This window comes from Mangrovimonas cancribranchiae, assembly GCF_037126245.1.
GTDB classification, from domain to species: Bacteria; Bacteroidota; Bacteroidia; order Flavobacteriales; family Flavobacteriaceae; genus Mangrovimonas; species Mangrovimonas cancribranchiae.
Genome location: NZ_CP136925.1, coordinates 1,629,825 through 1,656,190, shown reverse-complemented (window position 1 = coordinate 1,656,190; position 26,366 = coordinate 1,629,825). Strand labels below are relative to the sequence as shown.

Genomic DNA, 26,366 nt, shown 5'->3' with positions numbered 1-26,366 from the left:
TTAACAATGAAGAAACTTTTTTACATATTTATAACGTTCACAATTTTAACCTCTTGCAGCGAATACCAAAAGGCATTAAAGTCAGAAGAGGTTTCAGAGAAATTTAAAGTAGGAGAAGCCCTTTACAATAAAGGGAAGTATGCTAAAGCCAATAAGCTTTTCGAGCAAATTATTCCTAGCTATAGAGGGAAACCCCAAGCAGAAAAGTTAACGTACTTAAATGCTATGGCTTACCATAAAATGGATGAGTATTATTTGGCAGGCTATCATTTTGATAGGTTTGTATCGGCATATCCTAATAGCGAAAAAGTAGAAGAAGCCGCTTTTTTAAGTGCCAAAAGTACGTATATGTTGTCTCCTGTGTATTCAAAAGCACAAATAGACACAAAAGATGCTATTGATAAATTTCAGCAATTTATTAACTTATATCCAGAATCTGAATATTTGCCAGAAGCCAATAAGTTAGTAAAAGAATTAGACTATAAATTAGAACTTAAAGCTTTTGAGATAGCCAAACAATACAATAAAATTGCTGGTTACACAGGCGATTACGAAGCACCTATAAAAGCTTTCGATAATTTTATTTTCGATTTTCCTGGTTCAAGCCTAAGAGAAGACGCCTTGTATTACAAGTTAGATTCGGCATATAATTTAGCGATGAATAGTGTTGAATCCAAAAGACAAGAGCGTTTAGAAAATGCCAAAACGTACTATAGTTCTTTCAAAAAAAGCTATTCAGAATCTGAATATATTGAAGATGCCGATAGAATGATAGTTGATATTAATAACGAATTGAAAAAATACAATACCAAAAGCTAAATTTCAAGATAATGGATGTAAAGAAAATTAAAGCACCTGCTAGTACAGTTACCTATAATAGAAATGAAATTGATGCCCCAACAAATAATATTTATGAGGCTATTTCTGTTATTGCTAAAAGAGCAGATCAAATTAACTCAGAGATTAAAAAAGAGTTAATAGAGAAACTTGAAGAATTTGCTACGTATAATGATAGCCTAGAGGAAATTTTTGAAAACAAAGAGCAAATAGAGGTATCTAGATTTTACGAGAGATTACCAAAGCCTCATGCCTTAGCTGTACAAGAGTGGTTAGATGATAAAATCTACTACAGAAATACAGAAGACGATACTAAGGAATAAGTTAGATATATGTCTATTTTAAGCGGAAAAAACATTCTTTTAGGCATAAGTGCTGGAATTGCCGCTTACAAAACAGCTACATTGGTTCGGCTTTTTATTAAAGCTGGAGCCAATGTGAAAGTTGTTTTAACACCTTCCGCAAAAGATTTTGTTACGCCATTAACATTATCTACACTATCCAAAAATCCAGTACACTCTTCGTTTACTAATGAAGACGATGATAACGACACATGGAATAACCATGTAGAGTTAGGTCTATGGGCAGATTTTATGGTTATTGCCCCAGCAACAGCCAATACTATGTCTAAAATGGCCAATGGTACTTGCGATAACTTATTACTAGCAACATATTTATCAGCAAAATGCCCTGTGTATTTTGCGCCTGCTATGGATTTAGATATGTACAAACACGCTTCAACTAAAAACTCCTTAAAAACCTTACAAGACTTTGGAAATATTCTAATTCCTGCCGAAAGTGGCGAATTAGCTAGTGGGTTAGTAGGTGAAGGTAGAATGGCAGAACCAGGACATATTATATCATTTATTGAGAATGATATTTTAGAGAAACTTCCCTTAAAAGGAAAAACCGTTTTAATTACAGCTGGCCCAACTTACGAAGCTATAGATCCTGTTAGGTTTATAGGAAATCATTCTAGTGGAAAAATGGGCTTTGAAATAGCAAAAACAGCAGCAAATTCAGGGGCTAATGTTGTATTAATAACAGGACCAACAAACCAAAGTGTTGCTCATAACCTAATTAAGGTCATTCCTGTAGTTAGTGCAGAACAAATGTATCAAGAGGCGCATAATTATTTTGATAATTGCGATATTGCTATTCTTGCTGCAGCCGTATCAGACTACAGACCAAAACACGTTGCTAACCAAAAGATAAAAAAGAACACCAATAACTTGGTGTTAGAATTGGTTAAGAATAAAGATATTTTGGCTTCGTTAGGTGAAATAAAACAACAACAGTTTTTGGTTGGATTTGCTTTAGAAACCAATAATGAGTTAGAAAACGCAAAACAAAAGCTTAAAAAGAAAAATTTAAATTTAATTGTATTAAATTCGTTAAACGATAAAGGTGCTGGTTTTAAATCGCAAACAAATAAAATTACCCTTATCGATAATAAAGAACGTATTTCTGAGTTTGAATTAAAATCTAAAGCAGACGTAGCTGTAGATATTTTAAACGAAATAATAAGTCAACTTAATGAATAAAATACTTACCGTTTTATTACTGTTTTTGTCTTTATCAGCGACATCTCAAGAGCTTAATTGTAGTGTTGTTGTTAATGCACAGCAAACAGGTAATCAAAACCTTCAAATTTTTAAAACCCTTGAGAAGCAACTTACAGAGTTTGTAAATAACACCGCGTGGACTAACAAAACGTTTGCCCCACAAGAGCGCATAAGTTGTGGTATTTTTATAAATATTACAGAGTATAATAACGATAATTACAAGGCAAGTATACAAGTTCAATCTTCAAGACCAGTTTATGGGTCAACTTATAGCTCGCCTGTTTACAATGTAAACGACAAAGACTTTGTATTTAAGTACCTAGAATTTCAAAACTTAATTTACAATCCTAATCAATTTCAATCCAACTTAGTCTCGGTATTAGCATTTCACATTTATATGGTTTTAGGTATAGATGCAGATACGTTTAAGCCTAATGGAGGCGATGAATATTTTAAACAAGCTCAAACTATTGTAAATTATTCGCAACAAGAAGGCTCGGCAGGTTGGCGATTGGAAGACGGCTTGCAATCTAGATTTGCTTTAATAGATAATATTAGATCCTCAACGTATAAGGAATATCGCGAAGTCATGTATGCTTATCATAGAGATGGATTGGATAATATGCAAAGCAATGTGAAAAAGGCCAAAATGAGCATAGTTTCTGCTTTAAATAGGTTTGACGAGCTTCATAAAAGACGCCCAAACTCTTATTTGTTACGTACCTTTTTCGATGCTAAAGCCGATGAAATAGAAGACATTTTTACCGATGGCCCAAGCGTGGAAATTACGGAACTTATGAGTACTTTAAATAGAGTAGCGCCAATGCATTCTAGTAAATGGCGCAATATTAAGTTTTAAATTTTTAGTGTTTTACGGTTTATAATTATATTAGTGTAATGCTAACATCACTTTCCATAAAAAATTACGCCCTAATTGAAAATCTTCAAGTCGATTTTACGCAAGGATTTACAATAATTACAGGTGAAACAGGTGCAGGAAAATCTATATTACTTGGTGGGTTATCGTTAATATTAGGCAAACGAGCCGATTTAAGCGCCATAAAAAATCCAGAAGAAAAATGTATTATCGAAGCTGAGTTTAACTTAGAACATTTAAACCTTAAGACACTTTTTAAAGCAGAAGATTTAGATTACGATCCGCTTACAATTATTAGGCGAGAAATCTTGCCATCAGGCAAATCTAGAGCCTTTGTTAACGATTCTCCCGTTAATTTAAGCAGTCTTCAAGTTTTAGGAAATCAACTAATCGATATCCATTCGCAACACGAAACGCTACAATTAGTCACTAACGATTTTCAGTTTCAAGTAATCGATGCTTTAGCCAAAAACACAAAAAATGTAACCTCTTATCAAACTCAATTAGAAGATTACAAACAGCTTAAAAAACAATTAGAGGAAAGAAAAGTACAAAAATCTAAAGCTGTAAAAGAGCACGATTATAACCTGTTTTTATTAAATGAGCTAGAAGAAGCTAATTTGGTTTCAGGTGAATTACAAGCTTTAGAAGAAGAATATGAAACACTAAATAATGTAGAGGAAATTCAAGAGAAGTTACTGCATTCGCATCAACTTTTAGAGAACGATCAGGCAAGTATTTTAGCTATGCTAAACGATTTAAAAAGTAACTTTCAAGACTTGTCTCAGTATTCCGAAAATTACAAAAATGTTGGTGAGCGTATTCAATCGGTTGCTATAGAGGTAGACGATATTTTTTCAGAGGTTGAAGCTTTTCAGGAGCATTTAGAAACAGATCCTAATAGACTACAACTTGTAAACGATAAATTACAAGTTATTAACGACCTAATGAAAAAACACTTGGTTGAGGATGTTGATGACCTTATCAAGGTTAAAAACAGCTTAGCTCAAAAAGTATCAGAAGGTGAAAGTTTAGATGAACATATCGAAGCTCTAGAGAAAGACATTGCACAAAAAGCTAAAAGCTTAAACAGGATTTCTCAAGACATTCATCAAAAAAGAGAAAAAGCTATTCCAAGTTTAATAAAACAATTGGAAACCCTTTTAGAGCAATTAGGTATGCCAAACGCCCAATTTAAAATTCAGGTGCAACCTACAGAAATCTTTTTACCAAATGGTAAAGACGAATTAGCCTTTTTGTTTACGGCAAACAAAGGTATGCCGTTTAATGAGCTTAAAAAAGCAGCTTCTGGAGGGGAGTTATCTAGAATTATGCTATCTATTAAATATGTATTGTCTAATTACATACAATTACCATCTATTATGTTCGATGAAATAGACACGGGTGTTTCTGGTGAAGTCTCTAACAAAATAGCCGAAATTATGCTTAAAATGAGCCAGAATATGCAAGTGTTTTCAATAACACATTTACCGCAAGTAGCAGCCAAAGGACACACACATTTTAAGGTGTTTAAAGACACTAAAAATAATAAAACAACCACGAATTTAATACAATTAAATCACGACGATCGTATTGTAGAAATAGCACAAATGCTTGGCGGTGTAGAAATTTCAAATTCTGCCCTAGCACATGCTAAACAATTATTGAATTAATACTATCTTTGAAATTTAAACAACGAATCAACAACAAGACTATGTCATATAATTTATTAAAAGGAAAGAAAGGAATCATTTTTGGTGCACTAGATGAAAACTCTATCGCATGGAAAACAGCACTTCGCGTACATGAAGAAGGCGGTGAGTTTGTATTAACAAACGCTCCTGTAGCCATGCGCATGGGGCAAATAAACAAACTAGCAGAACAAACAGGTGCGCAAGTTATTCCTGCCGATGCCACATCGTTAGAGGACTTAGAGAATTTAGTAGAAAAGTCTATGGAGATTTTAGGCGGAAAAATAGACTTTGTACTACACTCTATTGGGATGTCTATTAACGTTAGAAAAGGCAGACATTATACCGACCAAAATTACGACTGGACCCAAAAAGGAACCGATGTGTCGGCAACCTCTTTTCATAAAGTCATGCAAACCCTATACAAAAAAGATGCGATGAACAGCTGGGGAAGCATTATAGCTTTAACTTATATGGCAGCACAACGCGTTTTTCCAGATTATAACGACATGGCCGATAATAAAGCGCTATTAGAAAGTATAGCCAGAAGTTTTGGGTACTTTTTTGGTAAAGAAAAACAAGTACGCGTAAACACTATTTCGCAATCACCAACACCTACAACAGCAGGGCAAGGTGTAAAAGGATTTGATGGGTTTATTAGTTATGCCGATAAAATGTCGCCACTAGGAAATGCCAGTGCAATGGATTGCGCCAATTACATAGTAACTATGTTTAGCGATCTTACCAAAATGGTAACCTTACAAAACTTGTATCACGATGGTGGATTCTCTAATGTAGGTGTAAGTAACGAGGTTATGGAAGCCTTTACAAAAGATGCTTAATTAAATATTTTTTACATAAAAATTAAAAGGGAAACGTCACGTTTCCCTTTTTTTATTACCGTATTTTCACCGATTAAATATGTATTTTATCGATAAGACGTTTGTATTTGTTAATTTATCTAAAATTATCAATAATTTAACACTCTATTAATTAATTATTAACTGATAAAACTAAAACTAAATGAAAAAAATTACATTTTATTTATTTGCGCTTTTTGCTCTAGCCTTTTCGTGGCAGGGAATGGCGCAATCCACATGTACGCAGACATTTTCGGCTTCTGGTACAGATGATGGTCCTACAGTTCTGACAATTAATGCTGCTGATTTAACTTGTAATAACTCACAGACAATTCAAAGCTTACAGCTTGTCGATGCAGCGGATAGTTTGACAGCTGATTGTTCTACTGATGCATCAGATTGGTATGGCTTTGATCTATCTATTGATGGAGGAGCTGCTATTCCAGTTTGTGCTGCTGAAATTAATAACACAGATATTACAGGTTTTACCTCATTGACGATTACATCTCATGATGACGATGCTTGGAGTGATGATGTAACCATTACTATAGATGTAGAGGTTACTTATGAAACGCCAACATGTACCCCAGTTGTTGTAGATAGCTCTACAGTGGCTGACGATTGTGGAAACAGTGAATTTTCAGTAGATGTTGTAGTTTCTACAGTTGGAGATGGAACTTTTGTTTCAGATGGAACTAATACATTTCCAATTATTGCAGGAACAGTAACAGCTGGGCCGTATACTATTGGAGATACTGTAACCTTAACCGTACAACACTCTGATTCAGCTTGCGATTTTCCTTTAGGAGATTTTGAAACGGGCTGTGCTCTTCCTGGTGAAGTGTGTGAAAACTCAATTGTTGTTGGATCACTTCCTTACTCAACAACAGATGATACTTCTAATTACGGTGATGACTATGGTTCTGCAGACGATGCTTGTTCTTCATCCTCTTATCTTAATGGAGATGATGTAGTGTATAGTTTTACTCCAGCAACAGATATGTCAGTAAATATGACAACATCTGGGACAGGTACATGGGTTGGTTTATTTGTATATGAACAATGTCCATTTGTAACTTGTGTTGATTCAGATACTCAAAGTGGTGGAAACCCAAGCCTTCCTGAGGTTAGCTTAGTTGCAGGAACAACTTATTATATTGTAATTTCTACTTACCCATCACCTCAGAGTACGGCATACACATTAGATATTACAGAAAATACTTGTACGGCTGTTACAGCAGATTTTAATGTGGTTAGCGATTGCGACACAAGTGGTGGTTTTTATGTAGAAGTAGATGTGACAGATATGGGAAGTGCTACAGATTTAACGGTTTCAGACGATCAAGGAAGCCCATCTCAGCCTTTATCTGCAGTAGGAACTTTACAGTTTGGTCCTTATGTTAATGGAACAGATGTTGTAATTACTATTGATGATGATAACGATGATGGGTCTTGTACAGTAACTAGTTCAGCAGTCACCCAAACAGATTGCCCACCAGCAAACGATGATTTTGCCAATGCAGAAGCAGTAACTTGTGGTGGTACTTACACAGGAAGTACACAATTAGCAACCTTAGATGAAGATGATGCTCCAGATGGTTTTGGTGCAGATTTAGATGGACCAAATGTATGGTATAGTTATGATAGTAGTGTTGAAGGTGCTGCCGATGTTACTGTTAGCTTATGTGGGTCAGGATACGATACAGCTGTTTTAATTTATACAGGAACCTCTGGCAATTTAACAGTTGTAGCAGGAAACGATGATTTTTGTTCGCTACAATCTGAAGCAACTTTTACTGCCGATGGAACCCAAACATATTATATTACTATAAATGGATATAGTTCTACAAGTACAGGTAGTTATACAATGGATGTTACTTGCGAAGCGTCTTGTACACCAGCTCAAGCCAATCAAGATTGTGCTAGTGCCATAGCAATGGCTGTAGATGGTAATACAAATACCGTAGATAACACTTGTGCTTCTGTAAATGCAGAACAAACCTCTTGTGATACTTTTGGAACTATTGCAGATATTTGGTATACTTTTGAAGTACCTGCTAGTCAAGAAGTTGAAATTACAACAACATTAGGCACAGCAACAGCTGCTCATGTAGCAGTGTATAGTGGTACATGTGGAGCTTTAGTAGGTGAAACTTGTAGTGATGGTACAGCTGAAGCTAGCGTATCGTTATCAGGCTTAACTGCTGGAGAAACATACTATTTACAACTATGGAATAATGGCTCTGAAGAAGGTACATTTGATGTAGTGTTATCAGACCCTACTATGAGTGTAGATAACTTTAGCTCAGACGCATTATTCACATATTACCCTAACCCAGTAAACAATATGTTAAGCTTAAAAGCACAAAGCAACATAAGTAACGTATCTGTTTATAACATGTTAGGTCAAGAAGTAATAAGAACAGCACCTAATACAGTATCAAACGATGTAAACATGAGCGAATTACAAGCTGGTGCTTACTTTGTAAAGGTAACTGTAAACGGAGCAACAGAAACTATTAGAATTATTAAGAAATAATTTTAAGAAACTATAAGTTTTATAAAGCCACTCAGTACTGAGTGGCTTTTTTTATATTATGCTGTATAGTGACTAGTCAGTTAGAGGTGTGTAATATTCTGTTTACTAGTTATTTGTGTTTTTAGTCGAAAAAAAACGTATCTTATCGATTTTTATTAAAAAACAATTAATAGCTTTTTTTTTGTTGTTAAATTAAAATCAATTAATCAATTCTTTAACCTTAAAACCAATTAATTATGAGAAAAATTACGTTTTGCTTTTTAGTGTTATGTTGTGTTGCTTTTTCGTGGCAGAGTATGGCACAATGCGATTTTGATGGTAATCAATATCCAGCTGATCCAGTAATATTAACCAATGATGGTTCAGCAGAGGAAATAAGTGGTTGTAACTATTTTGGAGAGTATTCAGTTGTACAAAACTTAAATATTGGTGATGAATACGTTTTTGATGCTGATGGTGGTTATGTTACGATTATAGATGGAGCAGATGGTGCTACAGTATTAGCTAATGGTGCTTCACCATTAACATGGACAGCAACTGCAACAGATGTTGAGGCGCATTGGGCTGCTGATGCTGCTTGTGGGACTGATTTTAGTTGCCACGTGACCTCAGTTACCAATAATGATGGCGCACCAGGTGCAGAGCCTGACTGTGCAACAACTCCAACCCCAGCTGTAGGAGCTACAGATGTTACTGTAGGAAATACAACCTTATCTTGGATGGCACCTACTACAGGACCAACACCAACAGCTTATTATATTTATGAATATGATGATGAGTTTGGGACAAATCCTGGGTTAATAGGAACGGTTACAACTACTTCTATGGATGTTACTATTAATGTTTATGAAACAACGATTTATTGGGCAGCTATTCCTGTAAATGTATCAACAGAAGCAACAGGATGCGATGTTTGGAGCTTTACAACAGAGGCGACACCACCACCACCAGCAAACGATGATTTTGCTAATGCACAAGCCGTAACTTGTGGTGGTAATTATACAGGAAGCACCGACCTTGCAACCTTAGATGAAGATGACGCACCAGATGGTTTTGGTGCCGATATGGATGCTCCAAATGTATGGTTTAGTTACGATAGTAGTGTAGAAGGTGCTGCTGACGTGACAATCAATTTATGTCCTTCAGATTATGACACCTCATTTTTAGTATACACAGGGACATCAGGAAATTTAACATTAGTAGGAGGTAATGATGATAACAATGTAGAATGTACAAGCGGAACAAGATCTTATGGTTCTTTTACTGCCGATGGTACACAAACATACTATATAGCAGTTGAAGGTTGGAATTCAACTAGTACAGGGATTTTCGATATGACAATTACTTGCGAAGCGTCTTGTACACCAGCTCAAGCCAATCAAGATTGTGCTAGTGCCATAGCAATGGCTGTAGATGGTAATGCTAATACCGTAGATAATACTTGTGCTTCTGTTAATCCAGAACAAACCTCTTGCGATTCTTTTAGTAGTATTGCAGATATTTGGTATACTTTTGAAGCTCCAGCAAGTGGAGAGGTTGATATTGCAACTACTTTAGGAACTGCAACAGCAGCTCATGTAGCAGTGTATAATGGTGCTTGTGGTACTTTAGGAGAGGAAGATTGTAGTTCTGCAGATGAAGTGTCTTTATCTCTAACAGGTTTAACTGCTGGAGAAACATACTATTTACAACTATGGAACAATGGCTCGGAAGAAGGTACATTTGATGTAACGTTATCAGACCCTACAATGTCTATAGAAGACTTTGGGTTAAGTACATTATTTACCTATTACCCTAACCCAGTAAACAATATGTTAAGCTTAAAAGCACAAAGCAATATAAGCAACGTATCTGTGTATAATATGTTAGGACAGGAAGTAATTAGAACAGCGCCTAATACAGTAACAAACGATGTAAACATGAGCGAACTACAAGCTGGTGCTTACTTTGTAAAGGTAACTGTAAACGGAACAACAGAAACTATTAGAATTATTAAGAAATAATTTTAAGAAACTATAAGTTTTATAAAGCCACTCAGTACTGAGTGGCTTTTTTATGCTTATTAGTGTTTAGTAGAAGAAATTACTATTACTTTAATTACCTTTGTTTTTATGTCAGAAATCACATATTCTTTTATTATACCAGTTTATAATAGGCCAGAGGAAATTAAAGAACTTTTGGAGAGTTTTACCGCTTTTAAAACTGAAATTCCTTTCGAAATTGTTATTGTAGAAGACGGTTCTGATAATAAGAGTGATTCTGTTATTAAGCTTTATGAAAATCATTTAGATATCTCCTACTATTACAAGACAAATAGTGGTCCTGGCGATTCTAGAAATTATGGTATGTTAAAAGCTAAAGGGAATTATTTTATTATTTTAGATTCTGATTGTATTTTACCTAATCACTATTTAAACGCTGTAGATAAGAGTTTAAAAACCCATTTTGTACATTGTTTTGGTGGGCCAGATGCCGCACATAAGTCGTTTTCTAAGCTTCAAAAAGCGATAGATTTTTCAATGACATCATTTATAACTACAGGAGGAATAAGAGGAAGTAAACGAAGTGTAAATAAATTTCAGCCTAGGAGTTTTAATATGGGGCTCTCAAAAGAAGCGTTTTTGAAAACCAAAGGGTTTGGAAACATCCATCCTGGCGAAGATCCCGATTTAACAATAAGACTTTGGCGTTTAGGTTTTGATACTAAATTAATCCCAGAAGCATTTGTATACCATAAACGCCGTATATCGTGGCGTAAGTTTTATAAGCAAGTCAATAAGTTTGGCCTTGTTAGACCAATATTAAATAAGCGTTATCCTGAAACAAGCAAATTAACCTATTGGTTGCCTACATGTTTTATGCTAGGACTGGTGTTAGCTATAATATTAACTTTTTTTGAATGTTATATTCCGTTAAGTGCGTATGGTTTTTATTTTGCACTCGCTTTTGTGCTTGCTTTGGCTAAAACAAAGCATATTGGGGTAGCCATTTTAGTTATGTTTGCGATATGTATTCAATTTTTCGGATACGGGATAGGATTTTTAAAATCCACTTGGTTAGTAGGCATACTTTCTAAATCGCCAGAACGTATATTTCCTAATTTGTTTTTTAAGGTATGATAAGAATAATACGAACAAAGTTAATCTCTGCTATAAAGAGTAAACGCATTAATGTGTTTTTACTGTTTGTAGTCTTGTCTTTTATTACGCTTTTACTTTTAAAGTTGTCTAATACCTATACCAAAACAATAACGTTTAATATTACTAAAAAAGAGGTTCCGGAAGCCTATGTAATTGTTAACGATAGTTCACATGCTCTGGAAATAACATTAAAAACTAATGGCTTTAATTTATTACAATATTATTTGTCAAGACCAAAAGTAACTGTAGATTTTAAAAACGACATAACCCAAACCGATAGTTTATATATTTGGAGTAAATCAACTTTTTTTTCAAAATTAAATCAACAATTTGATAAAGATATAGAGCTGTTAAATGTAACACCAGACACTTTAAAATTTCGTTTTGATAAAAATGAAGTAAAGAAGATTCCTGTTAAACTAAATTCAAATATTAGTTTTAGTCCTGGATACGATTTATTTAAACCTATTGTTCTAGATCCAGATTCAATTAAAGTTATTGGTCCACAAGTTTTAGTAGATAAAATACACGCCATCGAAACAGATTCAGTAACTTTATTAGATGTTAAAAATACCCAACAAAAAAAAGTAAAGCTTAAGCTACCTAAAAACGCTAATGAAAACTTAATTTTTTCGAACAATACGATAAATATTAATATAGAAGTAGATAAGTTTACCGAAGGGCATTTAAAAGTACCCGTAAGTATTATTAATGTTCCAGAAAACATCACACTTAAATACTTCCCAAAAAAAGTGAATATATCTTATTACACGAGCTTAACACATTTTAAAGATATAAAACCGAAAGACTTTTTGGTGGTTTGCGACTATAATCAAATTAATGAAAACCAAACCATATTAACCCCCAAAGTTACCAGAAAACCAAAACAAGTAAGACACGTTAAGGTAGATCAAGCACAAATAGATTTTATTATAGTACAATGATTATAGTAGGAATAACAGGAGGCATAGGAAGCGGAAAAACAACCGTAGCTAAAATTTTTCAAGAAAAGTACGGTATACCAGTTTATATTGCAGATGACGAGGCTAAGCGTTTAATGAATGATTCCAAAATTATTAAACAAGAGTTAATAGCGTTATTTGGAGAAAAGGCGTACAAAGAAGGTCAACTAAATAAAGCATATTTATCACAAGAAATATTTAATGATAAATCTAAGCTAAAAAAAATGAATGCGATTGTGCACCCTAGAGTTGCTCAACATTTTAAAAATTGGGTAGACAAGCAACAAGCGCCATACGTTTTAAAAGAAGCTGCTATTTTATTCGAGTCTGGAAGCTATAAACAATGCGATTATGTTATAACAGTAACCGCACCACTGTCAATGCGTGTAGAAAGAGTGTTAAAACGAGATAATACCACCAAAGAAAAAGTGCAATCTATTGTAGAGAACCAATGGAGCGACGAAAAAAAAATAAAGCTTTCCAATTTTGTAATTGTTAATAAAGCATTTGAAAAAACACGAGAACAAGTCCACGAAACCCACTCTAAAATTCTTAACTTAATAGGGTAATCCACAAAATTTAACATTTTTGTTAATGTAAGGTTAAATGCTACAGAGACTAAATGTTAAAATCTTAATTTTGACTGATGAGCAGAAAGTTATTCATCATACTCGTGTTATTAATGAGTTTATCGTTAATAGGCATCATATTTGTACAAGCCTATTATATTAATAACTCTATAAAAAACGAGGAAGAGCAGTTTACATTTAATGTAAAAAAAGCGCTTACTTATACCTCGAAAGCCATAGAGGATCGCGAGTTTAGAGAGCACATGGTGAAATTCGAAAAAATGTTCTCAGATGGTGTTGTGGTTGATACCACAGGCTACAGAGAATTATATTTTAAAACCGATGACCCGGGCTCAGACGACGTACTAATTTATAGAAATAGTGTTTTAGAAGAAAACTATAAACTCTCATCATCGATCTTTGACATAGGTTTAGATAGTATTAATATTATAAAAGTATTAAGTGAGCGAAAAACCAATATAATAAGAGGCAATAATATTGATGCCATGATGCTAGATATAGGAAATCTAACACGTAGTAAAGAAGTGTTTTACGACGATGCTTACAAAGATTTATCCTACAGAGTACCCATTCATAAACGCGTATCAAAAGCAGAAATAAACAGGTTTCTTAAAAAGAAATTAGCCGAAGATGGGGTGAAATTAGATTACGAATTTGCTATATACAGTAATAATTTAGCAACAAAAGTACAAACAAACGATTTCGAGCTTCAAAAAGCATCAACCTTTGGCGTACCTATTTTTAAAAATGAAAACGATTTAAACAACTATCAATTATTAGTAAACTTCCCTAATAGGAATAAGTTTTTACATTCATCAATAATAAAAATGACGTTGTTATCTATAATCTTTACCTCAATTATAGTTATTGCTTACACAAGTGCCTTAATGCAATTATTAAAGCAACGAAAGATTTCCGAAATAAAATCGGATTTCATTAATAATATGACGCACGAATTTAAAACGCCAATAGCAACCATAAATTTAGCGTTAGATGCCATAAAAAATCCTAAAATTATAGATGATAAAGACAAAGTCATGCGTTATTTAAACATGATTAAAGATGAAAATAAACGTATGCATGCACATGTTGAAAATGTATTAAGGATATCTAAACTAGAAAAAAACGAACTTAACATTAGTAAGGAACGTGTAAAATTACACGACTTAATAGAAGATGCTATAACGCATGTAGAGTTAATAGTAGAAGATAGACAAGGGTTTATTAAAACCCATTTAAATGCCGATAAATCGTCTGTTTTAGCAAACGAAACCCATTTTACTAATGTTATTGTGAATATTTTAGATAATGCCATAAAATATTCGCCAGAAGCCCCAAAAATAGATGTGTATACCGAAAACGTAGGAACAAACATTATTTTAAGGATAAAAGATCAAGGTAGCGGCATGAGCAAAGCCGCCCAAAAACGTGTGTTCGAAAAATTTTATAGAGAACATACAGGAAATATACATAATGTAAAAGGACATGGGTTAGGATTAGCCTATGTAAAACGAATAGTAGATGACCATCAAGGTCATATATCAGTAGAAAGTGAAAAAGACAAAGGAAGTACCTTTATTATAAAACTTCCATTAATATCGTAAAGCTATGAATGAACAAGAACAAAAGAAAATTTTATTAGTAGAAGACGATCCAAATTTTGGAACCATTTTAAAGGATTACTTGTTAATGAACGATTATCAAGTAACCCATGCTAAAAATGGAATGGAAGGTTTCGAAAAATTTAAAAAAGATGATTTCGATTTATGCATCTTAGATGTTATGATGCCTTATAAAGATGGATTTACGCTAGCTAAAGAAATTAGAGAAAAAAATACCGATGTACCTATTATTTTCTTAACGGCAAAAGCCATGAAAGAAGATGTTTTAAAAGGTTATAAAGTAGGGGCAGACGATTATTTAAATAAACCTTTTGATAGCGAAGTATTGTTAATGAAAATTAAAGCCATTATGCAGCGTAAAGCTACAGAATCGGTGGCAGATAGCAAGCAATTCGAATTTCAAATAGGTAAGTTTCATTTAAATTCTAAACTAAGGTTTTTAACTTACGATGGCGGAGAGCAAACCAAATTATCGCCTAAAGAAAATGATTTGTTACGCCTGTTAGCATTACATGAAAACGATTTAATGCCACGAGAACTTGCGTTAACAAAAATTTGGAGAGACGATAATTACTTTACATCAAGAAGTATGGATGTTTATATAGCCAAGTTGCGTAAATATTTAAAGCAAGATGAGAATGTTGAAATTTTAAACATTCACGGCGAAGGTTTTAGATTAGTCGTAAATCAAGAAGCTTAATAAACCTAAAAATAAATTAAAATAAAGCTCGCTTTTAAAGTGGGCTTTTTTTAGTATACGACAAATAAGTTATTTGTTAGAGAAGATATGTTCTATCGTCTGAAAGATGATTTCTGGCTTAGTTTCAAAATCAAACCAATGGATCTCGGGGTTTTTTCGGTACCACGTTAATTGTCGTTTAGCAAAACGTCGAGTATTTTTCTTGATTTCTGATATCGCAAAATCTAAGGTCCATTCACTTTCTAAAAACTTAAAAAGCTCTTTGTATCCAACCGTGTTTAAAGCATTTAATGTTTTATGCGGGTGAAGTGTTTTAACTTCATTTAATAAACCTTCTTCAACCATAATATCAACACGTTTGTTTATTCGATTGTAAATAATCTCTCTGTCGGCAGTTAAACCAATATAAATAGTATTAAAGTTTCGGTTTTTATTTTTCTGATTTAAAAACGAAGAATACGGTTTTCCTGTACCTAAAGAAATTTCTAAGGCACGAATAACACGATGTGGGTTATCTATAGCAATAGTGTTATAAGCCTCCAAATCAACATGCTTAAGTTGCTCTTGTAGCTTTTCTAAACCATCTTTTTTTAAGGTGTTATTTAGGGTCTCTCTAATACTAGTGTCTACTTTGGGAAAATCATCTAAACCATTAACTACGGCATCCACATATAAACCAGACCCACCAACAAGAACTACAACATCTTTAGTTATAAATAAGTTGTTTAGTAAGCTTATAGCATCTTTTTCAAAAGCGCCAACACTATAATTATCTGTGATAGACTTATTGTGAATAAAGTGATGTTTTGCTTTAGAAAGCTCTTCTGGAGTTGGGGCAGCTGTCCCTATTTGCATTTCTTTAAAAAACTGTCTTGAGTCTGCCGAAAGGATTTCAGTATTAAAATGTTTGGCTAATTTTATGCTTAAAGCAGTTTTTCCAATAGCAGTTGGACCAACTATGGCTATGAGGTACTTTTGTTTAGTCATAATGTAATTTATGGCCGCATTTATAACAATATTTTGCGCCATCTTTATGGTTTTCAGATAGACAGTTATGACAAGATTGTGAATTAACGTCAGATTCTACGGGGTGCGCAGGAATATAAGGGGCTTTGTTATTATCATTAGTTTGTTTGGTATATTCTGCAGAAACAATTCCTGTAGGAACGGCAATAATTCCATACCCCATAATCATAATACAAGCGGCTATAAATTGACCTAAAGGTGTAACTGGAGCAATATCACCAAAACCAACTGTAGTAAGTGTTACAATACACCAATAAACACTTTTGGGTATGTTGGTAAAACCACTTTCGGCACCTTCTATTAAATACATAATCGTTCCAAAAATGACCGATGCGATTAATACCGCAAATAAAAACACCGATATTTTTGCACGACTAGCTTTTATTGCAGAGGCTAATTGGTTTGAAGCACCTAGGTATCGTGCAAGTTTTAATATTCTAAACACTCTTAATAATCTTAATGCGCGTAGTGCAACCAAAGCATGTGTGCCAGCAAAAATTAAGGATAAGTATTTAGGTATGGTTGATAGTAAATCTATAATACCATAAAAACTAGTAACATATTTAATAGGTTTTTTTACGGTAATAATGCGTAAAATATATTCTATACTAAAAAGAATGGTAATAACCCATTCTGAAATATTTAAAAACGTATGGTGCTTTTGGTCGAAACTTTCCACACTTTCTAGCATAACTAAAAGAATACTAGCAAGAATGGCTATTAATAAAATAATATCAAATAGCTTTCCCGAAGGTGTATCGGCTTCATAAATAATTTCATGAAGTTTTTCTTTCCAGTTATGTGAAGATTTGTTCTTCATATAAAATCAAAAGTACTAAAAATAAAAGTAGCTTAATTTATGTTTAAAGTGACACTATTTTTAGTTTTTTATTCTTCCTTAAATAGTTTTGAATAATATGTTGCGAATCTCTATTATTTTCCATTGGTGTAATAATAGATTCTAAAACCTCTATGTTCGTAATTTGGTAATTAAGATCAAAATGACCAAGACCTACAAAAATGCCATTTTTAATATAAACGACACTTTTTTCTCCTGCATGTCTTCCACGATCAATAATTAACATGTTTTTAGTGTAGTAACTATATTTTGAAATAAGCTGATTTACACGTTTGTTATACGCTTCAGGAGATTCTTCTTTAATACAAGCGCCTTCACATTCTTTAATTGTATAATTAAAGCAATTAGATGTTGTGGGGTAAAGTCCTGTAAGTTTTTGACAAAGGTTAAACTCTTCCGTAGCTTTAAATAAAAACTGTTTGCCACTTTGCCTTGTTGTAAACGTAGTTACAGCGTTTTCGTTATCGGCTTTGTCTAGTTTTAAATTAATGTACCCATCGTTATCTATAAAACTATATAGCGCATGTGTAAAAATATTTCTACGTAAAGCCCTATTAAACATAGGCTTGTTGCGTTTTATTTCTTCGCTTTCTTTTAATAAAGCAATAAGTTCGCTACCAGTTTTTTCGTAAGTTACAGTAGTTGCTTGAAGTTGTATTTTCTTTGATTTAGGCGATGTATTTGTAAAATGCTGACTAATCCTGTTTTTTATGTTTTTACTTTTACCAATATAAATAATGTCGCCATCGTTATTATGAATATAGTAAATGCCCGTGGTGTTATTTGGCAGATCGTTTATAATACGTTTTAAAGTGGGTTCAATTTGAGATTTTGGTTCAACGCGAATAGCATCTTTAATAATGAACTTTTCTAAATCTTTATGTAGTAACATTTTAAATAGCTTTACAGTGGCTTGAGCATCACCGCTAGCACGATGTCTGTCACTAACAGCAATACCTAAAGATCTGGCAAGCTTTCCTAGGCTGTAAGAGTTCTGTCCTGGAATAAGTTGCTTTGAGAGTTCTACGGTACAAAGTGTTTTTCGTTTATAACCAAACCCGAGGCGCTTAAATTCGGTTTTTAAAATGCGGTAATCAAATTTGGCATTGTGGGCCACAATAATACAATCTTCGGTAATTTCAACAATACGTTTTGCTACTTCGTAAAACTTAGGGGCGTTTCGAAGCATTTTATTATTAATACCTGTAAGGTTAACAACAAAAGGCTGAATGTCGCGTTCTGGATTAACAAGGCTTATAAATTGATCGACAATTTCATGACCATCAAATTTATAGATAGCAATTTCTGTAATACCTTCTTCGTTATATTTACCTCCGGTGGTTTCTATGTCTACAATTGCGTACAAATATGTTTAAGCTAAAGATTATTGGTTTTAAATTGTTGTTTAATGTTTTTAATGACTTACTAGTAGTTTCTAGTGCCAAAAATAGAGCTTCCTACACGAATCATATTACTGCCGGACTCAATGGCGATAGGGTAATCGCCACTCATACCCATAGAAATGGTTTCTAGGTTGCAGTTTTTTGTGCAAATACTTTTTAAATCCTCGAAAATGGTTTTTAAACGTTTAAATTCAGTTTTAACTTGATTTTCGTCATCGGTAAATGTGGCCATTCCCATAACACCAACCACGCGAACATTTTCAAATGCCGAAAACATATCAGATTGTAGAATGTTTTTTGCTTCGGAATCTGTCATACCAAACTTACTATCTTCTTCGGCGATTTTTATTTGCAATAAGCAATCAATTGTGCGGGCATATTTTTTGGCCTGTTTGTTAATTTCCTTCAAAAGTTTTAAGCTATCCACGCCATGGATTAAATGTACAAACTCTGCCATATACTTTACCTTGTTGCGTTGTACGTGACCAATCATATGCCAACGGATGTCTTTAGGTAAGGCGTCGGCTTTATCAACCATATCTTGGATTTTATTTTCTCCAAAATCGCGTTGTCCAGTATTATAGGCTTCCATAATATCGCTATTGGGTTTGGTTTTACTAACCGCTACCAAAGTCACTGTTTTTGGAATACTATCGAGAATATGTTTTAGGTTTTGTTGAATGTTCATGTAAACCAATTTTTTAAAATTCATAAATGGTTACGCCGCTTCTTAACTTAGGTAATACGTAAGTGCTTTTTGGCGGCATTTTTAAACCATCGGTGGCAATTTGTTTTACTTGTTCTACAGTTGCAGGAACCATACCAAACCCTACTTTATAGGTCTTACTATCAACCTTATTTACCATTTTAACAATATCGTTTTTGCCGTGGCTATACAAAATACGCTCGTCGTTTCTTAAATCGTGAATGCTTAAAATAGGTTTTAAAATAGTTTTGTATAACAATTGCGCATCTAATGCATCTAAAGATGTTTCAAATGTGTATTGCGATTTTCTTAAGTATAAGGAATAAAATTCTCCGTCCAAATACATACTAAAATGATGAGGTTTTGACGGTTTATATGGGTTTTTACCACGGTTTTCTATACGGTAACATTCGTCTAGTTTAATAAGAAACTCTTCTTTGCTTAAACCGTTTAAATCTTTCACCAAACGGTTAAACTCGTAAATTTTTAAATCCGATTCAGGAATTAAATAACTCATAAAAAAATTATAGCCTTCTTCTCCTGTATGATTAGGGTTACTACCTTTTAAATCTTTATAAAGTAAATAAGACGATGCCGAACGATGATGCCCATCGGCAATATAAATAGTAGGGATGTTTTCAAATTCTTGCTGAATGGTATTGACCATTTTGGTATCGTTAACTAGCCATAAATAATGCGTATCACGATAGGTTGTGGTAAATTCAAATTCAGCACGTTCTTGTTGTACTTTAGAAATTATAGTATCAATAATATGATTATCTGGATAGGTAAGGAGCACAGGTTCTGCATTAAAGCCAACTGTTTTCAGGTAATCTTTGAAAACAATTTCTTTAAAGGCTAAGGTGTCTTCATGTTTTTTTATCACATCGTTTTCGTAATCTTCGGCACTAGCCGCAGCTACAATACCATTAAACTCATCGCCGTCGCGATTTACAATGCGATATACATAATAAGAAGGTAAGCTATCTTGAATAAAAATTTGCTCTTCTTTAAATTCTAGATATCTGTTTTTTACTAAGCCATATCTGGCTTTTCCAGAAACTTCTTTGTCAAACCGGTAGCCTGGATTAACAATATGCAAAAATGAAAAAGGGTTGTCTCTAAGTCTAGCTTCACGTTGGTCTTTAGTATAACTTTGATACGAGCGTGCTGCTACAAGACTAACTTTGTCTCGTGTTGGTCTAACCGCTTTAAATGGTTTTATTTTTGCCATATTTACAGTAATTGGTACTTAGTAGCCGTAAATAGTAGTTAGTAGATATATTATAGATAACAACTAACTACTATCAATTAGTTACCAATACCTTTTATACAAACTGCTTAGAAACATTTTCAGCTTTTCTACTTTCGGAATAATCGTAGAATCCTTCACCGGATTTTACGCCTAATTTTCCGGCTCTTACCATATTAACCAATAATGGGCAAGGCGCGTATTTTGGGTTTTTAAAGCCTTCGTACATGACTTCTAAAATAGAAAGACAGACGTCCAATCCAATAAAATCGGCTAGTTGTAAAGGTCCCATTGGGTGCGCCATTCCTAATTTCATTACCGTGTCAATTTCTTTTACACCAGCAACGCCATTGTAAAGTGTTTCAATGCTCTCGTTAAGCATGGGCATTAAAATACGGTTAGCTACAAAACCAGGATAATCGTTTACTTCTACAGGAACTTTGCCTAAGGTTTTTGAGAGTTCCATAATGGTATTGGTAACGTCGTCTGTTGTGTTGTAACCACGAATGATTTCTACCAATTTCATAATTGGTACCGGGTTCATAAAGTGCATACCAATCACTTGATCTGGGCGCGAAGTTACTGCTGCAATTTGTGTAATGGAGATAGAAGACGTATTTGTGGCCAAAATGGTATCTTTTGAACAAACCTCATCTAATTGCTTGAAGATTTTTAGCTTTAAATCTACGTTTTCCGTGGCTGCTTCTACAACAAGATCCGATGCTTTCACACCATCTTCAACATTGGTGAATGTGGTAATGTTGCCAAGCGTTGCATTTTTATCGGTTTCGGAAATTTTTTCCTTGGCGAGCATTCTGTCCAAATTCTTGGTAATGGTTGCTAAACCTCGGTTAAGAGCCTCTTCGCTAATATCTATTAATTGTACATTAAATCCGCTTTGTGCAAATGTATGAGCAATACCATTACCCATAGTTCCTGCACCTATTACTGCTATATTTTTCATTAAAAATTATATTTTATTGTAAATGGTTTTATGTTGATTATTTTTAGTGTTAAAGTTGATCTACAATCATAGTAGCAACACGTAATGCCTCGGTACCATCATGAAGTGTTACAATTGGTTTTGTATTGGTGTTTATAGCGTGAGCAAATGTTTCTAATTCGTCTAAAATGGCATTGTTGCTAGATATTTCAGGGTTGTCGAAATATATTTGTTTTTTAACACCTTCGGCATTTTGGAGGATCATATCAAAATCGCCTGGATTTTCTGGAGCATCTTTCATTTTTACTACCTCGCATTTTTTCTCTAAAAAGTCAACCGAAATGTAGGCATCCTTTTGAAAAAATCTGGATTTACGCATATTTTTTAGTGAAATTCTACTCGCGGTTAAATTGGCCACACAGCCATTTTCGAATTCTATGCGAGCATTTGCTATGTCTGGTGTTTCACTAATAACCGAGACGCCACTGGCCGAAACACTTTTTACTTTAGATTTAACCACGCTTAAAATAATATCGATATCGTGAATCATTAAATCTAAAACTACAGGAACATCTGTGCCGCGAGGGTTAAATTCTGCCAAACGGTGTGTTTCGATAAACATAGGGTTTTGGATGTTGTCTTTCACAGCCATAAATGCTGGATTGAACCGTTCTACATGCCCGACTTGTCCACGGATGTCATGTTGTGCTAAAAGCTCGCGAATATGTTCGGCTTCTTCAACAGTATTCGTGATAGGTTTTTCTATAAAAATATGTTTGCCTTTGGCAATAGCTTGTTTGGCACAATCGTAATGTGACAAGGTTGGTGTAACAATATCTACCATGTCTACTGCATCAATTAAGGCGTCGATGGTGTTAAAATAAGTGTATCCAAACTCCTCAGCTACTTTTTTGGCATTGCTTTCATCGGCATCATAAAACCCTACCAATTCATACTTGTCTGATTGATTTAGCAATCGTAAGTGTATTTTTCCTAAGTGTCCAGCACCTAATACTCCGGCTTTTAACATATATTAGTTTGTTTTCCACAAAAATAGGCTTTTTAAGGCGAAAAAAGAAGTTGAAAAACAAATGAAATGGTTTCTGATTTTATGCTTTCAACTTCGTTAGTTTATGATTATTTTTGCACTATAAATCAGCTAACTTTTGAAAGATACACTTAAACATCAAGGACTTAGAAATAAACTTGTTGAAACGATAAGAGCCAAAGGTATTACAGATGAACACGTTTTGGCTGCTATTGGAGATATTCCTAGGCATTTTTTTATGGATTCTGGGTTTTTAGATTATGCGTACCTAGATAAAGCATTTCCTATTGCCGCCGACCAAACTATTTCGCAGCCATATACTGTAGCTTTTCAAACAGAATTATTACAAATTCAACCTGGAGATAAAATTCTGGAAATTGGTACTGGAAGCGGTTATCAAACTGCCGTGTTGTGCAAGATGGGAGCCAAGGTATATAGTATTGAGCGACAGCACGAATTATTTAAAAAAACGAGTAAATTTTTGCCTAAAATAGGCTACCGGGCTAAAAAACTCACTTTTGGTGATGGGTATAAGGGTTTGCCCGAAGAAGCGCCATTTAAAGGTATTATTGTTACTGCTGGAGCGCCTTTTGTGCCTAAGCCTTTGTTAGCACAGTTAGAAATAGGTGGACGATTGGTGATTCCTGTTGGCGATGATGTGCAAACCATGACTTTATTTATACGAAAAGGCCCAAAGGATTTTGAAAAACACGAGTTTGGCGACTTTAGATTCGTGCCCATGCTTGAAGATAAAAACTAATGTTTTTTAAAGTTTTTTATTAAATAGATAATAGGGACAACCGTTATTGCAACAACTATTGTAATAATTACTCCTGTTACAACAGGCAACATAGCTAAAGAGTTATTTAATGCAATTTGAACAATTTCAAAAGTTATTAAAGCAAAAAGTAATCCCATGGCAGCATTGGTATAGCGCATCATTTTAACAGCGTCGCTATAAAATTTCTCTGCGTTTTCTGGAGTGATTTTTTGTGGATAATTAAAGGTATGCGGAAACTTGGTGAGGTAATACATAAAATAAACTACTGCAAAGCCTATTAGGTTTATTACCCAAATAGAGTCTTTATTATCATAACGGTTTACCTCGCCTTTATGATTAAAATGCATGGGAATTTTCTCTGGAAGATTGCCATAATGATAAATCGCATAAATTGTAGAAACAACAAGAAGTCCAAAAGCTAAATATTCTAAAAATATATCTAGTTTGGTTTTAGTAAGCTTAATTTTTGGACGATCATCAAAAAACATTAATTACGTAAATATGTATTAGGTATAGGGTTTTCCGGTGTTTCTTGTGTCCAGTAAATATTTATAATCCACCAACGAGTACCATCAAATAATAGCTGAATACTGTTTATGCCACGCATAAAAGGCGTTTCGTCTGAATCACTTTTATAAGCTTCATAGGTGCTAAAAATGTGTGTTATATTGCCGAATTGCTCTTTTTTTCTATGAATTTCTTTTTCAAAAAAGCCATTGTCAACAAGCCATTGTCCAGAAGTGTTTATGTAATCGTCTGGAGAGAGATATCTTACACCGTAAATAGAATCGTTGCGTTTTCCTGAAGGAATTAACTTAGCATTGGGTTTAAAAAGGTGCTTAAAAAGGGGCCAATTACGAGCTTCACCTTTTTCGCCTGAAATAACCTGGTATAAAGTGTTTATCGTTTTATCTAATGTGGAAACATTCTCAGAATAATCAAGCGTGTCTATGCTATTTTGTGCGTATGATTGAAAGCTCAATAATGTACTTGATATAAAAATGAATAAGAGTAAATAGTGTTTCATTTTTTTTTAATTAAAACTTTTGTTAATACGGTTTAAACGTCTTTTGCTTTCGCGGTCTTTAATGGTTTCGCGTTTATCGTAAAGTTTTTTACCTCTAGCTAAAGCAATAGCCATTTTTGCTAAGCCATTATCATTAATAAAAAGGCTTAAAGGAATAATTGTAAGACCAGTATTTTTTACTTCTTTTTCTAGTTTTTTTAATTCTCTTCTGTTAAGTAGTAATTTTCTTTCGGCTTTGGGTTTATGATTGTAATGTGAACCATAAAGATATTCTTCAATCGTCATGTTAATAACAAATAGTTCGCCTTGCTCGTTAAATTCGCAAAAACTTTCGGCAATAGACGCTTTACCATTTCTTATGGATTTTATTTCTGTGCCTCGTAAAACAATACCCGCAGTATATTTGTCTAAAATTTCGTATTGAAATTTAGCTTTTCTATTTTTTATATGAATTTGTTTTTGCATAGTGGCAAAATTACAATTTTTAAATAGGAGATAAAAGTAAGATTATACGTAGTATTATGCTAAGTCTAATGCAATATTTATCATATTTTTAAAAGAGGTCTCACGTTCTTCTGAGGTAGTTCTCTCTCCTGTAACTAGAGAGTCTGAAATTGTGAGTATGGATAAGGCGTTAACATTGTGTTTGGCGGCAACGGTATATAAGCCAGCCGATTCCATTTCAACACAAAGCACGCCAAATTTTGACCATTTTTTATAGGCTTCAAAGTTATCGGCATAAAACTCATCACTGGTAAAAACATTTCCAGCTTTAAAAGGAATATTTTGTTTTCTTGCAGAGGTAACCGCTTTGTCAAATAGCTCGAAACTAGCAGTAGGAGCATAATCTGCGCCACCAAAACGTAATTCGTTTACACCAGAATTTGACGATGCTGCCATGGCTATAATAACATCTCTAATTTCAACATGCTTTTGGTAAGATCCTGCGCTTCCCACACGAATTAAGTTTTTTACATTGTATTCGTTTATAAGTTCGTGAGCGTAAATAGAAATACTAGGAACACCCATGCCTGTTCCCATTACAGAGACACGTTTCCCTCTATAATTACCGGTGTAACCAAACATGTTTCTAATTTTGTTAAAGCAATAAGGGTTTTCTAAAAACGTTTCTGCAATCCATTTGGCTCGTAAAGGATCTCCTGGAAGCAGAATAGTTTCGGCTATATCGCCTTGTTTTGCTTCAATATGTACACTCATGGCTTAGTAATTATGATTTGTGTTTTCTTTTTTTGTAACAATAGCAACACCTGATGATGTTCCTATTCTGTTGGCACCTGCTTTAATAAATTCTAGAGCGGTATTGTAATCTCTAATACCTCCTGAAGCTTTTATTTTAGCGTTGTTGTTTACGGTTTCTTTTATCAATTTAACAGCTTCAATAGTCGCATTTCCTTTTGAAAATCCTGTAGAGGTTTTTATGAAGTCGGCTTTTGCTTCAAGGCAGACTTTACAAGCTTGTATTATTTCGGTATTAGTAAGTTCACTAACTTCTATGATGACTTTAAGAACGTGATTGCCAATAGCATTTTTAACGTCTTTAACATCTTGTGTAGCGTTTTGTAATTTACCGCTTTTTAAAAGTCCGATATTTAAAACCATATCAATTTCATCGGCACCTTTTTCAATAGCCTGTTTTGCTTCATAAGCTTTAACTGGCGTAGTTGTGTTTCCTAAAGGAAAACCAATTACGGTGCATACTTTTACGTGACTATTTGATAGTAGCTTTTTGGCTTCGGTTATGTAATACGAAGGGATGCAAACCGCATAAAAATTGTACGTAATAGCTTCATTACAGATGCGTTTAATGTCGCTAAATGTAGTGTTTGTAGCTAACTGTGTATGATCGATATATTGATTTATAGCTTTTTCAGGCAAAATGGTAAAAAGTTAATATATCAAAGTTATAAAAAAAGCCTC

General features: G+C 33.9%; 26 protein-coding genes. 14 read left to right on the top strand and 12 right to left on the bottom strand.

The genetic code is table 11. From position 1 onward, the window contains the following. Positions 1-6 precede the first annotated feature (6 nt). The 13 genes from R3L15_RS07395 (at position 7) to R3L15_RS07335 (ending at position 15,383) form a co-directional block, all read left to right on the top strand. Positions 7-819, top strand: a complete 813-nt coding sequence (locus tag R3L15_RS07395) for an outer membrane protein assembly factor BamD (protein WP_338730872.1) — start codon at positions 7-9, stop codon at positions 817-819. Between the two features lie 11 nt (positions 820-830). Continuing rightward, positions 831-1,160 (top strand): DNA-directed RNA polymerase subunit omega, encoded by a 330-nt coding sequence (locus tag R3L15_RS07390; protein WP_338730871.1) that lies wholly within the window; start codon positions 831-833, stop codon positions 1,158-1,160. Positions 1,161-1,169: 9 nt separating this feature from the next. After that, positions 1,170-2,381, top strand: coding sequence for a bifunctional phosphopantothenoylcysteine decarboxylase/phosphopantothenate--cysteine ligase CoaBC (coaBC, locus tag R3L15_RS07385; protein WP_338730870.1), 1,212 nt, complete (start codon positions 1,170-1,172; stop codon positions 2,379-2,381). Next, complete coding sequence (locus R3L15_RS07380) at positions 2,374-3,261, top strand: DUF4835 family protein (RefSeq protein WP_338730869.1); 888 nt, start codon at positions 2,374-2,376, stop codon at positions 3,259-3,261. Before coaBC ends, R3L15_RS07380 begins: the two co-directional genes overlap by 8 nt. Before the next feature lie 38 nt (positions 3,262-3,299). Beyond that, on the top strand, positions 3,300-4,952 hold the full coding sequence (gene recN, locus R3L15_RS07375) for a DNA repair protein RecN (RefSeq protein WP_338730868.1): 1,653 nt from the start codon (positions 3,300-3,302) through the stop codon (positions 4,950-4,952). 41 nt (positions 4,953-4,993) lie between these two features. Further along, entirely contained in the window at positions 4,994-5,812 is an 819-nt protein-coding gene (locus R3L15_RS07370) for an SDR family oxidoreductase (protein WP_338730867.1), read from the top strand. 181 nt (positions 5,813-5,993) lie between these two features. Continuing rightward, positions 5,994-8,369: a T9SS type A sorting domain-containing protein gene (locus tag R3L15_RS07365; RefSeq protein ID WP_338730866.1), complete on the top strand. Its 2,376-nt coding sequence runs from the start codon at positions 5,994-5,996 to the stop codon at positions 8,367-8,369. A 236-nt stretch (positions 8,370-8,605) separates the two neighbouring features. Then, complete coding sequence (locus R3L15_RS07360) at positions 8,606-10,372, top strand: T9SS type A sorting domain-containing protein (RefSeq protein WP_338730865.1); 1,767 nt, start codon at positions 8,606-8,608, stop codon at positions 10,370-10,372. Positions 10,373-10,480: 108 nt separating this feature from the next. Continuing rightward, positions 10,481-11,488 (top strand): glycosyltransferase, encoded by a 1,008-nt coding sequence (locus R3L15_RS07355; RefSeq protein WP_338730863.1) that lies wholly within the window; start codon positions 10,481-10,483, stop codon positions 11,486-11,488. Continuing rightward, positions 11,485-12,453 carry a YbbR-like domain-containing protein gene (locus tag R3L15_RS07350; RefSeq protein WP_338730861.1) on the top strand — a complete coding sequence of 323 codons (969 nt, stop codon included), beginning with the start codon at positions 11,485-11,487 and terminating at the stop codon, positions 12,451-12,453. The genes R3L15_RS07355 and R3L15_RS07350 overlap by 4 nt, the downstream gene beginning before the upstream one ends. Further along, the gene (coaE, locus tag R3L15_RS07345) at positions 12,450-13,040 is read left to right on the top strand and encodes a dephospho-CoA kinase (RefSeq protein WP_338730860.1); all 591 of its coding nucleotides are present in this window, start codon (positions 12,450-12,452) and stop codon (positions 13,038-13,040) included. Before R3L15_RS07350 ends, coaE begins: the two co-directional genes overlap by 4 nt. Positions 13,041-13,117: 77 nt before the next feature. Then, positions 13,118-14,665 (top strand): HAMP domain-containing sensor histidine kinase, encoded by a 1,548-nt coding sequence (locus R3L15_RS07340; protein WP_338730859.1) that lies wholly within the window; start codon positions 13,118-13,120, stop codon positions 14,663-14,665. A 4-nt stretch (positions 14,666-14,669) separates the two neighbouring features. Continuing rightward, positions 14,670-15,383 carry a response regulator transcription factor gene (locus tag R3L15_RS07335; RefSeq protein ID WP_125468685.1) on the top strand — a complete coding sequence of 238 codons (714 nt, stop codon included), beginning with the start codon at positions 14,670-14,672 and terminating at the stop codon, positions 15,381-15,383. 69 nt (positions 15,384-15,452) lie between these two features. Here R3L15_RS07335 and miaA read toward each other — a convergent pair whose 3' ends face one another. The 7 genes from miaA to R3L15_RS07300 form a co-directional block, all read right to left on the bottom strand. Further along, complete coding sequence (gene miaA / locus R3L15_RS07330) at positions 15,453-16,412, bottom strand: tRNA (adenosine(37)-N6)-dimethylallyltransferase MiaA (RefSeq protein WP_338730856.1); 960 nt, start codon at positions 16,410-16,412, stop codon at positions 15,453-15,455. Next, on the bottom strand, positions 16,363-17,229 hold the full coding sequence (locus tag R3L15_RS07325; RefSeq protein ID WP_338730855.1) for an ion transporter: 867 nt from the start codon (positions 17,227-17,229) through the stop codon (positions 16,363-16,365). Before R3L15_RS07325 ends, miaA begins: the two co-directional genes overlap by 50 nt. Before the next feature lie 43 nt (positions 17,230-17,272). Then, positions 17,273-18,634 (bottom strand): exonuclease domain-containing protein, encoded by a 1,362-nt coding sequence (locus R3L15_RS07320; protein WP_338730854.1) that lies wholly within the window; start codon positions 18,632-18,634, stop codon positions 17,273-17,275. Between the two features lie 59 nt (positions 18,635-18,693). Further along, positions 18,694-19,359 carry a YggS family pyridoxal phosphate-dependent enzyme gene (locus R3L15_RS07315; RefSeq protein ID WP_338730853.1) on the bottom strand — a complete coding sequence of 222 codons (666 nt, stop codon included), beginning with the start codon at positions 19,357-19,359 and terminating at the stop codon, positions 18,694-18,696. 13 nt (positions 19,360-19,372) lie between these two features. After that, positions 19,373-20,611, bottom strand: a complete 1,239-nt coding sequence (locus tag R3L15_RS07310; protein WP_338730852.1) for a DUF1015 domain-containing protein — start codon at positions 20,609-20,611, stop codon at positions 19,373-19,375. Between the two features lie 94 nt (positions 20,612-20,705). Next, positions 20,706-21,593, bottom strand: coding sequence for a 3-hydroxybutyryl-CoA dehydrogenase (locus tag R3L15_RS07305; RefSeq protein WP_338730851.1), 888 nt, complete (start codon positions 21,591-21,593; stop codon positions 20,706-20,708). Between the two features lie 49 nt (positions 21,594-21,642). Next, on the bottom strand, positions 21,643-22,602 hold the full coding sequence (locus tag R3L15_RS07300) for a Gfo/Idh/MocA family oxidoreductase (RefSeq protein WP_338730850.1): 960 nt from the start codon (positions 22,600-22,602) through the stop codon (positions 21,643-21,645). Between the two features lie 136 nt (positions 22,603-22,738). Here R3L15_RS07300 and R3L15_RS07295 point away from each other — a divergent pair, with 136 nt between their 5' ends. Further along, the gene (locus R3L15_RS07295; RefSeq protein WP_338730849.1) at positions 22,739-23,380 is read left to right on the top strand and encodes a protein-L-isoaspartate(D-aspartate) O-methyltransferase; all 642 of its coding nucleotides are present in this window, start codon (positions 22,739-22,741) and stop codon (positions 23,378-23,380) included. Here the strand turns inward: R3L15_RS07295 and R3L15_RS07290 are convergent. From R3L15_RS07290 to deoC, 5 genes are read right to left on the bottom strand one after another with little or no spacing between them, the layout of a single operon-like run. Next, positions 23,377-23,889, bottom strand: coding sequence for a DUF1648 domain-containing protein (locus R3L15_RS07290; RefSeq protein ID WP_338730848.1), 513 nt, complete (start codon positions 23,887-23,889; stop codon positions 23,377-23,379). The two genes, R3L15_RS07295 and R3L15_RS07290, sit on opposite strands and share 4 nt — an antisense overlap. After that, the gene (locus R3L15_RS07285; protein ID WP_338730847.1) at positions 23,889-24,428 is read right to left on the bottom strand and encodes a hypothetical protein; all 540 of its coding nucleotides are present in this window, start codon (positions 24,426-24,428) and stop codon (positions 23,889-23,891) included. Before R3L15_RS07285 ends, R3L15_RS07290 begins: the two co-directional genes overlap by 1 nt. Before the next feature lie 6 nt (positions 24,429-24,434). After that, on the bottom strand, positions 24,435-24,893 hold the full coding sequence (gene smpB / locus R3L15_RS07280; protein ID WP_338730846.1) for an SsrA-binding protein SmpB: 459 nt from the start codon (positions 24,891-24,893) through the stop codon (positions 24,435-24,437). Between the two features lie 54 nt (positions 24,894-24,947). Beyond that, a complete protein-coding gene (gene deoD, locus R3L15_RS07275; RefSeq protein ID WP_338730845.1) occupies positions 24,948-25,646 on the bottom strand; it encodes a purine-nucleoside phosphorylase in 699 nt (232 codons plus the stop codon). A 3-nt stretch (positions 25,647-25,649) separates the two neighbouring features. Then, positions 25,650-26,324: a deoxyribose-phosphate aldolase gene (gene deoC / locus R3L15_RS07270; RefSeq protein ID WP_338730844.1), complete on the bottom strand. Its 675-nt coding sequence runs from the start codon at positions 26,322-26,324 to the stop codon at positions 25,650-25,652. Between the last annotated feature and the right edge of the window lie 42 nt (positions 26,325-26,366).